The 12,686-nt window shown below is 64.1% G+C and carries 14 protein-coding genes and 1 tRNA gene; 3 read left to right on the top strand and 12 right to left on the bottom strand.

From position 1 onward, the window contains the following. Window positions 1-7 precede the first annotated feature (7 nt). Window positions 8-1,123 (bottom strand): alpha/beta hydrolase family protein, encoded by a 1,116-nt coding sequence (locus CO669_RS28495; RefSeq protein WP_097663256.1) that lies wholly within the window; start codon window positions 1,121-1,123, stop codon window positions 8-10. A 262-nt stretch (window positions 1,124-1,385) separates the two neighbouring features. Next, a complete protein-coding gene (locus tag CO669_RS28490; RefSeq protein ID WP_097663293.1) occupies window positions 1,386-2,357 on the bottom strand; it encodes an SDR family NAD(P)-dependent oxidoreductase in 972 nt (323 codons plus the stop codon). Between the two features lie 646 nt (window positions 2,358-3,003). Between CO669_RS28490 and CO669_RS28485 the strand changes: the two genes are divergently transcribed. Then, complete coding sequence (locus CO669_RS28485) at window positions 3,004-3,171, top strand: hypothetical protein (protein ID WP_245444551.1); 168 nt, start codon at window positions 3,004-3,006, stop codon at window positions 3,169-3,171. A 133-nt stretch (window positions 3,172-3,304) separates the two neighbouring features. Here CO669_RS28485 and CO669_RS28480 read toward each other — a convergent pair whose 3' ends face one another. Next, the gene (locus CO669_RS28480) at window positions 3,305-4,279 is read right to left on the bottom strand and encodes an alpha/beta hydrolase fold domain-containing protein (RefSeq protein ID WP_097663254.1); all 975 of its coding nucleotides are present in this window, start codon (window positions 4,277-4,279) and stop codon (window positions 3,305-3,307) included. A 120-nt stretch (window positions 4,280-4,399) separates the two neighbouring features. On the opposite strand from CO669_RS28480, the gene CO669_RS28475 reads away from it, so the two are divergent. Further along, window positions 4,400-5,023, top strand: a complete 624-nt coding sequence (locus CO669_RS28475) for a TetR/AcrR family transcriptional regulator (RefSeq protein WP_097663253.1) — start codon at window positions 4,400-4,402, stop codon at window positions 5,021-5,023. Between the two features lie 266 nt (window positions 5,024-5,289). Continuing rightward, window positions 5,290-5,622 carry a hypothetical protein gene (locus tag CO669_RS35760; RefSeq protein WP_097663252.1) on the top strand — a complete coding sequence of 111 codons (333 nt, stop codon included), beginning with the start codon at window positions 5,290-5,292 and terminating at the stop codon, window positions 5,620-5,622. A 470-nt stretch (window positions 5,623-6,092) separates the two neighbouring features. Here the strand turns inward: CO669_RS35760 and CO669_RS28460 are convergent, their stop codons facing one another. The 9 genes from CO669_RS28460 to CO669_RS28420 all read right to left on the bottom strand — a co-directional run bounded on the left by CO669_RS28460 (window position 6,093) and on the right by CO669_RS28420 (window position 12,684). Beyond that, window positions 6,093-6,536 carry a hypothetical protein gene (locus CO669_RS28460; protein WP_143278754.1) on the bottom strand — a complete coding sequence of 148 codons (444 nt, stop codon included), beginning with the start codon at window positions 6,534-6,536 and terminating at the stop codon, window positions 6,093-6,095. 388 nt (window positions 6,537-6,924) lie between these two features. Next, window positions 6,925-7,830, bottom strand: coding sequence for a DUF4238 domain-containing protein (locus CO669_RS28455; protein WP_097663249.1), 906 nt, complete (start codon window positions 7,828-7,830; stop codon window positions 6,925-6,927). A 107-nt stretch (window positions 7,831-7,937) separates the two neighbouring features. Then, window positions 7,938-8,015 (bottom strand) — tRNA-Pro (locus tag CO669_RS28450). A gap of 130 nt (window positions 8,016-8,145) precedes the next feature. Next, a complete protein-coding gene (locus tag CO669_RS28445) occupies window positions 8,146-8,727 on the bottom strand; it encodes a MerR family transcriptional regulator (RefSeq protein ID WP_097663248.1) in 582 nt (193 codons plus the stop codon). A 24-nt stretch (window positions 8,728-8,751) separates the two neighbouring features. Beyond that, window positions 8,752-9,093: an integration host factor subunit alpha gene (locus CO669_RS28440; protein WP_018456841.1), complete on the bottom strand. Its 342-nt coding sequence runs from the start codon at window positions 9,091-9,093 to the stop codon at window positions 8,752-8,754. 134 nt (window positions 9,094-9,227) lie between these two features. Beyond that, complete coding sequence (locus CO669_RS28435) at window positions 9,228-10,208, bottom strand: beta-ketoacyl-ACP synthase III (RefSeq protein ID WP_097663247.1); 981 nt, start codon at window positions 10,206-10,208, stop codon at window positions 9,228-9,230. Then, entirely contained in the window at window positions 10,205-11,266 is a 1,062-nt protein-coding gene (gene plsX / locus CO669_RS28430) for a phosphate acyltransferase PlsX (RefSeq protein ID WP_097663246.1), read from the bottom strand. Before plsX ends, CO669_RS28435 begins: the two co-directional genes overlap by 4 nt. 300 nt (window positions 11,267-11,566) lie before the next feature. Beyond that, window positions 11,567-12,136 (bottom strand): YceD family protein, encoded by a 570-nt coding sequence (locus CO669_RS28425; protein ID WP_097663245.1) that lies wholly within the window; start codon window positions 12,134-12,136, stop codon window positions 11,567-11,569. Then, on the bottom strand, window positions 12,133-12,684 hold the full coding sequence (locus tag CO669_RS28420) for a ubiquinol-cytochrome C chaperone family protein (protein ID WP_097663244.1): 552 nt from the start codon (window positions 12,682-12,684) through the stop codon (window positions 12,133-12,135). The genes CO669_RS28425 and CO669_RS28420 overlap by 4 nt, the downstream gene beginning before the upstream one ends. Window positions 12,685-12,686 lie beyond the last annotated feature (2 nt).

The raw sequence follows: 12,686 nt of genomic DNA, 5'->3' as shown, positions 1-12,686 counted from the left end.
CTGGCGCTCAGATCCGCCTGGCGGCGGCGCCGAGCCGCGATTCGAGCCAGTCGAAGATGTACTCGTTGGCAAGGCTCGGATTGTCCGCATGGGCCTGCGCCGCGCCGGTCTCGGCCGCGGTGAACACCTTCAGCATCACGTCCGAACTGCCTTGTCGGGAGTTCTGGACCAGCTGGCGCGCCCGGTCGGCCTTGAGCCAGCCGTCCTCGCCGAGCGTGATCAGCACCGGACAATCAGCGCTCGAGGCCATCAGCGGCGCATGCGGCACCGGCACGATGCCGACGTCGCTCAGCGCGAATCGGCTGGCAAAGAACGCCCGCTCGTGCAGGTCCCACAGGCCGCCGTCGCAGACGGCGGCGGCGAGCCGCGGCTCCTGCAGCACCGCGCGCGCCACGAAGGACGAGCCCCAGCCATCGGCGATGATTCCGACCCGCGCGAAATCGACGTCGCCGCGCGCTTCCAGATGGTCCATCACGCAAGGAATCGCGCTCTCGAGATCGCCGCGCCGGAGCAGCACGTCGATATAGTCGTCGCGCTGGTCGCCGAACAGGTCCAGCGCCAGCATCGAGAAGCCCCGTTCGCGCGCATGCGGCACGAGCTTGTACAGGAACTCCTCCTTGCGATGGCCGGGCTCGCCGATGCAGATCACGGTCGGAGCCCGCACGCTTCCCGACGGTGCCGGCAGGAAGTAGCCCTGCAGCGCATGTCCGTCGAGCCAGGGGATCGTCACGACCTCGCCGGCGGGGCTGCGCGCCGACAGGTAGCGGCGCGCGCATTCCTGCATCGCGAGCACGGCGACCCAGCGGCGCTCGTCGCCCTGGTCGAGCGGCATCGCCGCGGCAGCATAGTAGTTCATGGCGCGCAGCCAGTTGCGCTGTGCACTCGCCAGATGGCCTTCCGCGAAGGCGGCCTCGGCGCGCTGCCGGTTGGCTTGCGCCAGCCGCTTCCACTCGCGGTGCCAGGACCGGTCGTCGCCGCTTTTGAGGTGCCGCGCGATCATCAGGCATTCGGCGATGGTGGCGCCGCCCTCCTGCGCCGCGGTCAGCAGCCGCGTGAATTCAGCGGAGATGTCCTCTCGCTCCGGGCAAAGGGTCCAGTCGTCGGAGAGGCATGCGGGTATCATCGGGAGCTACGCTCTATCTCGCGTTACCCCTGATTCACTAAACCATTTCAGTTCGCCGACCAAGCAGCCGTGCACCGAAGGAGAGCGGTTCAAGATCACCATCGCTTGAACGATGATCTGTGACGCATGCATGACATTCCAATTCGGCATACGGGCCTGAACATTGGCAAGAGGTGGCACGCAATATCAGGCGCACCCCTCTTGTCATGATGACTATCATACCTACATGGGCGCGCCCGGAAGCGGCCGTCGGGGTGGCGTCTCAACCGAGCCGCCAGCCGACCTCCTGCGTGAAACTTTCGTAGAAGGCGCGGTCATAGGCCTGCTCGGGCGTTGCACGCACGCGCTCGTCGAGCCGCCTGGCATCGTCGCCGACGAGGATGCGCCAACGCTCCGCCTTGACGCCGTCGAGAATGATCTTGGCGGCTTGCGCGGCCGTGGTCGGCGCATCCTCCAGGAAGCTGCGGGCGCGCTCGGCGAACACCGCCTGGATGTCGTCGTCCGACATCTTGTCGGCATCCGGCACGCCGGCTGCGACCATGCGCTTGCGCGTCAGCGCGACCTCGTCGGGGTTGAGGCGCTCCGATCCATCGGCGCTCTGCACCTTGCGCGAATTGGAGACGATCGAGGTGCCGATGTGGCCGGGCATCACCACCGAGCATTTGACGTGCGGTGCGTGCAGGCGCAGATCGTTGATCAGCGCTTCGGTGAATCCCTTGACGGCGAACTTGGCCGAGCTGTAGGCGGTGTGCGCCTGCCCCATGCCGATCGAGGCCCAGAAGCCGTTGACGCTGGCGGTGTTGACGATGTGCGCCTCGTCCGCGGCGACCAGCATCGGCAGGAAGGTGCGCACGCCGAGATAGACGCCGCCCCAACAGATGTTGAAGGTGCGCTCCCACTGCTCGCGCGTGTTGGTGAACAGGCTGCCGCCGCCGCCGATGCCGGCATTGTTGAACAACAGATGGATCCTGTCGGTCTTCTGCTGCTCGGCGAGCTCGTCGCGAAAACGCTTCAGATGATCCTCGATCGCGACGTCGGCGACATGCGTGGTGACCCGCAGGCCCTGCGGCAGCTTCTCGACCTCGCAGAGCCGCTTGGTCTCCGCCATCGCGGCTTCCGAGACGTCGCACATCGCGACGTTGCAGCCCTCCGCCACGAGCTGCCGCGCGAGCTCTCGCCCCATTCCCGTGCCGCCACCCGTGATGACCGCGATCTTTCCTGCGAAATCCTTCATGGGACTTTCGGCCCCTCCCTTGTCGGTATGTTTCTTCGTCGCCGCGCCGCTGGCGGGCGCGCGCGAAATGTAGCAGCGCCGCCTCCGCAAATGAAAGCGGATCGGCGCTGCAATCGTCTGCATCGATTATTTCGGCGCGCGGACTATCGCGCGCTCACGTAGCTCCTGCATGAAAGACGGCAACGCCCGCAGCACATCCTTCGAGACGCCCGCCGTTGGCGGGCCCTCAGGATGAGGGCGGAGCCTGTGGCGGCGGCCTCAACGAGCACCGCTGCTCAATTAGCCTCATCCTGAGGGACCGCTGAAAGCGGTCGTGTCGAAGGACGAGGCGCTTGCTCCGTCGTCGCAAGGAGAGCCGTTGCCAGGCGCGGAGGCCGGCGCGGAGCCGTAGTCCCCCGGTTCCCGTATTTGTCCGGCTTCGGTTTATGGGCAATTTTTTTACAATCCGAATCGTCAAATGGACTCCGGACGCTGGGTCGAGTCGGCCAGGCCAGCGTGTTGTTTGCGTGTCACAGGCTCTGGCACTCCGCTTGCATCCTCTTCGTGGTCTGCAACGATCGATGAGGTGACAGGAATGTTCGTGACCGTCGTAGCCGTGCTCTGCCGGCTTAGCGCAGCTAGCTCAGGCAGTTGCGTCGAGGAAATCGTGACCGACAGCAACATGACGCCCGAGATTTCGATGATGCAATGTGCGGTCGGCGCACAGGCACCGCTTGCGAAATGGATGGGCGAGCATCCGATCTATCACGCCAATTGGCGCCTGGATCGGTACAAATGCGTGCCCGGCCGCTACGAGATCAAGGGCCACGCCTGACGGCCCCGCAAAACTACTGATACGCTGTAGCGTATCCGAGGAAACGCCCCGGAGGCCGCGTCCGACGGGCCCCACCGCGCCAGCCGTGAAAAAGACGGCGCGCTTCGTGACATCGCTCACACGCCTCTTTCAATCACGCCACCGCCTGCAAGATCATCGCCCGCGCGCGCCTTCCCTCCGGCGTCGGCATCAGCGCATAATTATGCGGCTGGTCGCGCAGCAGATGCAGATCCACCGGCACGCCCACCGCCCTCGCCCGCGCCGCGAGATCGACGCTGTCCGGATAGAGCAGATCGCGCGTGCCCGAAAAGATCGTCATCGGCGCCAGCGCGCGGAAGGCGCCGTTGAGCGGGCTGACGAAGGGATGGCCGATATCGAGCGCGCCGGCATAGAGATGCCCGGCCTCGACGATCCCCGGAATGTCCTGCAGCGGATCGCGCTTGGCGATCTCGCTCTGCTCGGGACGGCTGACCGAGGCATCGGCGGCGGGCGAGATCAGCACCATCCGGTCCGGCTGGCGATGGCCATGATCGCGCAGCCATTGACACGCGGCGAGCGCGAGCCCCGCGCCGCCGGAGTTGCCGACCACCGTCACCTTTGCAGACCCCGCATCCTCCAGCAGCATCCGCAAGATCTCGGCCGTAACAGGCACCACATCCTTCGCGGTCGCGCGCGGCGCCAACGGATAGATCGGCACGACGCAGACGACGTTCGCCTTGCGCGTCATCTCGCCGACGAAGCGCCAATGCGCCGGCACGATCTCGTTGATGTAGCCGCCGCCATGCAGGAACATCACGAAGTTGCAGCCCTCATGGCCCGAGGACGGCGCGGTGTAATAGACCGGCCATCCGCCCATCTTCGTCAGCGTCGCCTCGACACCGCGACCGAGCCCCGTCGGCTCAAAGGTGACAGGCTTAAGCGCGAGCTTCTGCACATGCGCGTGCACTGCTTCGGCCGATGCCAGCTGCTTCTTGTGGGGCAGCAGGGAGAGAGCCACGTTGAAGGCGCGGCTCTGCAGGCTTGGGGCCGGATCGCGCCGGGCCGGCGGACTGAACAGGCAACCGCCCGGGCAGAACTGCAAGGCCGACACTAGTCTGGCGACGCTCATGGCCACATCCCCACATGGCTGTTTCGACACGGCGACAAGGGGCTTGCCGACCCACCATCACCTGCCGATATAATGTGAGCATTCGCTCGCTTTTCATACTCGCATTCGGATCACAACATCGTGGCTCGCCAACCGCCGACAAAACCTCGGAAAAATGCCTCGCAGGAGCGCTCCCGCGCCACCGTAGACGCGCTGGTCGAGGCGACCGCTCGCATTCTGGTCCGCGACGGTTTCGAGAAGGCCAGCACCAACCGCATCGCGGAAGTCGCCGGCGTCAGCGTCGGCTCGCTCTATCAATACTTCCCGAGCAAGGAAGCGCTGGTCGCCGCCGTGATCGACCGCCACAATGAGGAGATCATGGGCATCGTCCGCGCCGCGCTCACTGAAGTCGCGGACCTGCCGATCGACAAGGCGGTGCGAAAACTCGTCACCGTCGCGATCGACGCCCACCGCATCAATCCGAAACTGCATCGCGTGCTCGCCGAGCAGATCCCGCGCACCGGCCAGCTCAGGGATGTCGAAGCCTACAACCGCGAGATCCAGACCCTCGTGCGCAGCTATCTCGAAAGCCGCCGCAAGGAGATGCGCAAGGTCGACCTCGACGTCGCAACCTTCATCTGCGTCAGCACGATCGAAGCGATCGCGCACAACACGGTGCTGCACGGCGCCGAGATGCTGTCGGAGAAGATGGTGAAGGTGCTGGCGGACGAGACGACGCGGTTGGTGGTGGGGTATTTGAGGTAGTATGGCGGCATTCGCTCACACCGCTGAAATTGATAGCTCGGCCTGCTGGCCGCTTCTGCCTGCGAGTTGTTAACGCCCGTCATAATCTGAAGGACTTCAAGCGGAAGATTTCAGAGGCTGGCCGCACGACCTATGCGGCGCGCGTCGGGGCTCACGACGACTTGGTGCTCTCGGTCGCCACACGCTATGGCTGGAGACGCAGGGGTGGGATAGGCCAGTGGAGCGGCGGTGCGAGCTGCCGCTCCTCGCCCGGAGAAGAGCCGTCGATGAGAGCGAGCGACCGCCAAGCGCGACTGAAGCGAGCCAAAGAGCTCGGGCGGCTGGCATTCGACATGCTGAGATATGAGGATCTTGTCGGCATCATCGCTATCGAAGGTAAGGACAAGTACCTGCGCGAGTTCGATCGCCGCGGACTATCGGGCTCCTATGTCACTCCGTCACGACCCGGGCGGCCCTACGAATTCTCACGAATTCAAGTTCGACACCTTGGGCGCAAGGTGCTCGAAATTCACTGGTCGAAGGCCGGCGCCTTCCAACTGGTCGCCTACGAGCCGGGCGACTGGGAAGAGCTGCTCGACTGGCTTGCGAACGTGTTCTGAGACGATCTAACCTAGCTGCCTGTCACGCCGGGGACCTTCCTGATCGGCGCATCAGCTCCATCATCAGATCAAACTCCCCTTCCGTCAGATCGACGTGGAGCGCCGAGGTGGTTTTCCTCTCGCGCGGATTGCTGAACGGGTCCACGACAAATTGTCCCCTTGAATGAACAGATGGATCATCGCGTGGTGGTTGGGGCATAGCCAGACGTACTCCTGATCAAGGTATTCGAACCCTCGATCATATTGCCTCGTGAGCGGGACGACGTGGTGAGCTTGCGCGATCCCCTTGAAGCGTCCGCAGACGTGGCACGGCTCGCGCTCGCCCGGTACGAACAACTCACGAGCTGCCCTGACCCAGACCTCTCGATCCAACCGGGAGCCTTTCCGCCGCCGTTCGACCCGTTCGTGCCACTCGTAAATTTTTTGCAGATCATCGTCACCGTCGACACTGACCTCGGATGGGCCGGCGTTTAAACAAGATCTATGTTCTGAAGAAACCATTTGCGGAAGTCCTCCATTCGAGGCGTCCAGTCGTTCGCCTCCAGCTTAGACAGCGCGCGTGCGATCATCATGGCGGCGTCGAAGCACTCAACTGTCATCGCATCATCGCCGCCGTGCTTGAGCCAATCGCGTTCTCGATTGAGCAAACTGATCCAGTCTTTCTTTTCGGCAGTTCGTTCTTTTGCCTGCGGATTGTCGCGCAGCGCCACGAACAGATGATGGCCGTCGCGCTTGATCATCCCTTCTGCCGCGCCAGCGAGTGTCAGTGCGACCTCGAACCTGCCACGCTCCAAGGCGCCGATTGCAGCCTCGACCTGTCGGCTTGCCGCTTGTGTGAGCGTCAAGTTGAGCGGCTCGGCGGGCAACCGTGGACCGCGGAAGGGCCGCTTAGGCTTGGAGTTCAGTCGATCCATGCGGTCAGCCCCTCGACTTAGGGCGTTAGCAGCCAAAGGGTGACGGGTAGCCACAAGACTACAGGAAAGGCGAGCACGAGCGCGAGCGTTCCTGCATTGACTAAGCCGTCCAGACCGGGATGGGACAGCCATCGCCATGCACTGATTTTCGGTGGCTTGTCTATCGTAAGAGAGGAAGCTGCATGGTGACGCCAAGCGGCGATCTGAAAGCTCGCGACGTGCCACAATGCGCGAGTACAAAGCGCTGTCCAGAAAGCAGCGAAGGCAGCCAGCGGCAATGTTATCCATGCGGTGACTTGCTGCATCACCAGAACCGTCGTGAGAGCGACGACCGCGGCGCAATAGCTCAGGCGAGACCAATTGTCGGGCGATTGAGAACCACTAACCGTCATGCCGCCTCGCTATCATCGGGCTTGCCTGCCGCGGCAACGGCTTCGTCGCGTTGATCGTCGGTCAGAATGACCCGATCCGGGTTGGCTCCGATCCACGTTCGAATGAAGTCGACCTGGCTGTCGTCGACGGCCCATACGAATTCCCTGGCGTTCGAAACCACATCGCGGTTCATTCGATAGACCGCTTCTGTCGCGTCGAGCGATTTGTTGAACCGGTCGTCGTATGCAGCAACGAACAGGTCATAAGGGCCCAACGGTAGCGCGATGTAGGCAAGAGGATTAGACAGCGCCCCGAAGAAAACAGGTCGGTCGGAAGTCAGCAGCGCGCGAGTTGAATTGCTCAGGTCAAGCACGACCCAATTCATTCTGAGGATGTCGGGCAACGCCCGATGGTTGCTGATGATGTCAGCTATAATGTTCGCGGCTCGGGTACCGGCGTAGCCGAGCTCGCGGTCTGCCAATGCCTCGGCTAGCGACCGGGTTTCTTCCGGCTTACGGCGCTTTACCCAGTCGGCTTCCGATGCAGCAATGGTCGCGCGCACAAGATCAGCCATGTGGTCCTTGATCAGCTTGACCCCCTCGCGATTGCGATAGAGCAGCGACAGCAGGAAGCGCGCCCAAGACGCGCGGTCCTCAAGCGGCAATTCGGGTACGCCCGCGACAAGCTTTCGCAGCACCTTCGCAGCTCTCCCGTCGAGTGGCGAAAAGCATTGCGTTTCGAGGTTCTGGGCGATGTCGTCCGAGACGCCGTCAATGCGGTACAGGTCTTTCAGAGCGCCGGTGTTCTGCGGAAACTTCCGTTTGGCGACCATCTTGCCCCGGATCAGCCGCAGCTCGCACACGCGCTCATCGGGACCTTTCCATTGGCCCAGGTAAAATCGCGGGTTGAAGTGGTGGTCCATGTTGGATCGCTGCCTTCGGCCGCCGCTCGAGCGTGCCTACACGACGCCGACGATAACAGCAGACCTCGAAAGCCCGCGACGCAAATTACTGGTTTTATTTAGAAAAATGGTCGGAGCGAGAGGATTTGAACCTCCGACCCCTAGTCTCCCAGACTAGTGCGCTAACCGGGCTGCGCCACGCTCCGAACGTCGTTCCATTAGCTAGGATCGGCGCGATGCGCAAGGCGAGGCCGCAGCATTTTGGTGCCTCTCCTCGATCGGCTTTGAGCCTGGGGCGCTCCCGGGAACTGGCCGCAAGCGGTCCGAAGACCGCCTCTAGCCCTCGTTCAGTGCCTGATCCAGCATCTCGCGGCACGCCACGAGGTCGGCGAGCACTTTCCCGAGGCGTTCCCGGTCCAGCGCGCTGGGGCCGGCGGGTGCGGCGGGGGTGCCGCCCTTGCGGAAGGTGGTGAGGATCTCCTCGTCGTCGACCTCGGTGAAGCGGAAGTCGATGCCTTCCTCTTCGTCGCCCTGGTAGTCGTCCTCGTCGCTGTCGGTGACGCCCTTGATCGGCGCCTCCTCGTCCTCGGGCTCCATCAGGCTGGCGCCGATGGCATCCTCGATGGCGCCGAACGAGACCGCGGCGGCGGTGTCGGCGAGGCCCTGCACCGATTTGACGCCGTGTTCTTTGAGGATCCGCTGCACCCCGCGGATGGTGTAGCCCTCCCCGTAGAGCAGACGGCGGATGCCCTTGAGCAGGTCGACGTCGTCGGGGCGGTAATAGCGGCGGCCGCCGCTGCGTTTCATCGGCTTGATCTGGGAGAAGCGGGTCTCCCAGAACCGCAGCACGTGCTGCGGGATGTCGAGCTCCTGCGCTACTTCGCTGATGGTTCGGAACGCATCCGGCGCCTTGTCCAAATGCAAATCCTTCTCGAAAGGCGGTTACGCCTCGGGTTGCGCCTTGCTGGCATCGCCGTTGGTGCGGTGCTGGGCGTTGATCCGCTGCTTGAGGATCGCCGACGGCTTGAACACCATGACGCGGCGCGGCGAGATCGGCACCTCGGTGCCGGTCTTCGGGTTGCGGCCGATGCGCTGGCCCTTCTTGCGCACCATGAAGGACCCGAACGAGGACAACTTCACCGTCTCGCCCTTTTCCAGGCAGTCGGTGATTTCCTTCAGCACGAGTTCCACGAAGGCGGACGATTCCGTGCGCGACAGGCCCACCTTCTGGTAGACGGCTTCGCACAGATCGACACGCGTTACGGTTTTACTTTGATCGGTCATCGCCCTGCCCCACATCACGGCGAACAATTGTTGTCTGAAATTATGAGCTTACGTTACGGCGGTCAACAGCGCTCATCAATGCAGACGCATCGATAATCTCAGCTGATTCCGGCAAAATTTTATCGACTGTGGCTCTACCAGCGCACGAGCGCCGAGCCCCAGGTGAAGCCGCCGCCCATCGCCTCCATCAGGACGACGTCGCCACCCTTGATGCGACCATCCTTGCGCGCCACCGACAGGGCCAGCGGGATCGAGGCCGCCGAGGTGTTGCCGTGACGGTCCACCGTCAGCACCACCTTCTCCGGCGCGATATGGAGCTTGTGGGCGGAGGCGTCGATGATTCGCTTGTTGGCCTGGTGCGGCACGAACCAGTCGATGGTCTCGGCATTGAGCCCGGTCGCCTGGAAGGCATCGACGATCACGTCGGTGATCATGCCGACGGCGTGCTTGAAGACCTCGCGGCCCTCCATGCGCAGATGGCCGACGGTCTGGGTCGAGGACGGCCCGCCATCGACGAACAGCTTGGCCTTGTGGCGGCCGTCGGAGCGCAGGTGAGTCGTCACTACGCCGCGGTCGGTCGCCGCATGGCCCGGCTGCGCCTGCGCCTCGAGCACCACTGCGCCGGCCCCGTCGCCGAACAGCACGCAGGTGCCGCGGTCGTTCCAGTCGAGGATGCGCGAGAAGGTCTCCGCGCCGATCACCAGCGCGCGCTTGAAGGCGCCGGTGCGCAGGAAATTGTCGGCCGTGGCGAGCGCGAACACGAAGCCCGAGCACACCGCCTGCAGGTCGAACGCCGCGCCGTGGTTGATGCCGAGCCCGTGCTGCACGGCGACGGCGGTGGCGGGGAAGGTGTTGTCGGGCGTCGAGGTCGCCAGCACGATCAGGTCGATCGACTGCGCGTCGAGGCCGGCATCGCTGAGCGCGGCCTGCGCCGCCTTGATCGCCAGGTGCGAGGTGAACTCGCCCTCGGCCGCGACGTGCCGCTCGCGAATGCCGGTGCGCTGCACGATCCACTCGTCGGAGGTGTCGATACGCGCCGCCAATTGGGCGTTGGTCACCACCTGCTCCGGCAGGTAAGAGCCGCAGCCGAGCACGACCGAACGAATTTGAGTCACGAAACAGCCTCCTGCGCGGCCTGCACGGAATTGAGTGCACCACCCTCGCGGTTGAGCATCTGATTGATCTTGTTCAGGAGATCGTAGTGAGCCATCTCATAGCCAACATCGATCGCATAGGCAAAGCCTTCGGCGCTGATTCCGCCATGGCTCTTGACCACGATCCCGTTCAGTCCCAGCAGCACGCCGCCGTTGGACTTGTTGGGATCCATCTTGTCGCGCAGGGCCTGGAAGGCGCGGCGGGCCAAGAGATAGCCGAGCTTGGTCAACCAACTCCGCTGCAGCTCGTTGCGGAGCAACTCGGCCATCTGCCGGGCGGTTCCCTCGGCGGTCTTGAGCGCGATGTTGCCGCTGAAGCCTTCGGTGACGATGACGTCGGCGACGCCCTTGCCGATGCCGTCCCCCTCGACGAAGCCGATATACTCGAGCTCCGGCAGGTTCCTGGCACGCAGGATCTCGCTGGCCTCGCGGATCTCCTCGTGGCCCTTGACCTCTTCGGTCCCGATATTGAGCAGGCCGACGGTCGGCCGCTTCTTGTTGAACAGCACGCTCGCCTTGGCCGCGCCCATCACCGCCATTGATACCAGATGGTGGGCGTCGCCGCCGAGCGTGGCACCGAGATCGAGCACCACGGATTCGCCGCGCTTGGTCGGCCAGATCGCCGAAATGGCGGGGCGGTCGATGCCCGGCAGCGTGCGCAGGCAGAACCGGGCCATCGCCATCAGCGCGCCGGTATTGCCGGCCGAAATCGCGACATCGGCCTCGCCCCGCTTGACGGCGTCGATCGCCATCCACATCGAGGAGGTCTTGCGGCCGCGCCGCAACGCCTGGCTCGGCTTGTCGTCCATGCCGACGGCCACATCGGTATGGACGATCTTCGAGACGGCCTTCAGCGCGGGGTGCTTGTCTAGCTCGGGGGCGATCCTGGCGCGGTCGCCAACCAGCAGGAACTCGCTATCGCGGTGCCGGCCAAGCGAGATGGCCGCGCCCGGAATGACCACGGCGGGGCCGACATCGCCTCCCATGGCGTCCAGCGCGATGCGAACCTTGCTTGGCATAAAAGTCCTGGAAAACCTGGTCTGGTGCGGTCTTGGATCAGCGGGAGCCGCAAATGGGTTCGCCACGGACATGGCGACCGGCCAAGCGCCACGCCGCACCCGGGCCGGGGCGCGACAATAGCGTTTTGTTACCCCGAAACAACCTCTTGCCCCCAGCCTTTTGCTTTGCGCGCGATCCGGCCGCAAATCACCAAAACAGCAAGAACGCCACTGAAATCAGCCAGATAGAGGCCTCTTTCAAACCATCCCGGCAGACACTTTGCGTGCCCTCGCAAGGCGATCCCGCAAGGAAATGCCCTGCTATTGCTTCTTCTTGCTGTCCTGCAGCGCCTTCAGCGCCGCGAAAGGATGGTCCTCCGGATCGAGGGCGGTGACCTCCGCCTCGAACACGACCCCCTCCTTGCGCGGATAGGGATCGATCGCCAGGAACAGGGCGTCGGTGGCGAGCCGGCCGAGGTCGATGATGCCATTGACGATGGCCTCGGGCGGATCGGCGACCTCAGGCGGATCGTCGTTGTCCCGGCCCTCCTCGATCAGGTCGGCAAGGCGCCGCACCTCGGCCTCGGGGGCGAACATCAGGTCCACCCCCTCCTCGATCTCGCTCTCGATCGGATCGAGCGTGACCACGCAGGTCTGGCCAACCCTGGCCCTGATGGTGCCGGTCACCTGAACCCGGCCGCCGCTCTTGGGCACCACGTCGAAATCGGCGTGGGCGGACGGAATCTCCCGCACGCCCGCGATCTCGGCCATGGCCTGCCGCTCGGCGGCCGAGGCCTCGAGCTTGCGATGCAGGCCGGTATCGGGAATCTGCGCCACGATGATGGGCACCCGCCAGGGATCGGGCCCGGATCCGGTATTTGGTCGGCTCATGGCGTGACACCTTCGGGAAGCGCTGGAGGAAAGCTGAAGGAGGCCTGCAGCAGCGCGGCCTCGCCGGTCTGGCCGAGCGCGGCCTCGCTGGCCTTGGCATAGGCCGCGATCCGCTTGGCCTGGTCCAGGCCGGTCCCATTCAAGATATTCTTGCAGATCGCCTCTGCCAGGGCCTCGCCGCCGGCCTCGACGGCCTGGTCGTAGGCCTGGACGCGGCCGTAGAAGGCCTCGCCGAAGGCCCGCATCCGCTTCGGCACGGTCTGGTCGCCCACTCCCATCTCCCGCAGATTGTCGTCCATGTCCTCGCAGAAGCGGTCGAACAGCGCCTGCGACAGCTCCGCGGCGCCCTGGACCGTGCGCAGGCGTCGCAGCAACAGCCACAGATGCAGCAGCAACAGATCGAAACGGCCGTTAACCGTATCGGGCACGCCCAAGTCGCGGTAAAATATGGGTTCTCGCGCCTGCGTCACGATCATGCCATAGATGGCTTCAATGGTGCCCGGCGGGGTTAGCCGGGGTTTCCTGAAGTGATTGAACGGCCAAAGCATTG

This window comes from Bradyrhizobium sp. Y36, assembly GCF_002531575.1.
Taxonomy (GTDB): domain Bacteria; phylum Pseudomonadota; class Alphaproteobacteria; order Rhizobiales; family Xanthobacteraceae; genus Bradyrhizobium.
This window is presented reverse-complemented; position numbering and strand designations above follow the sequence as displayed.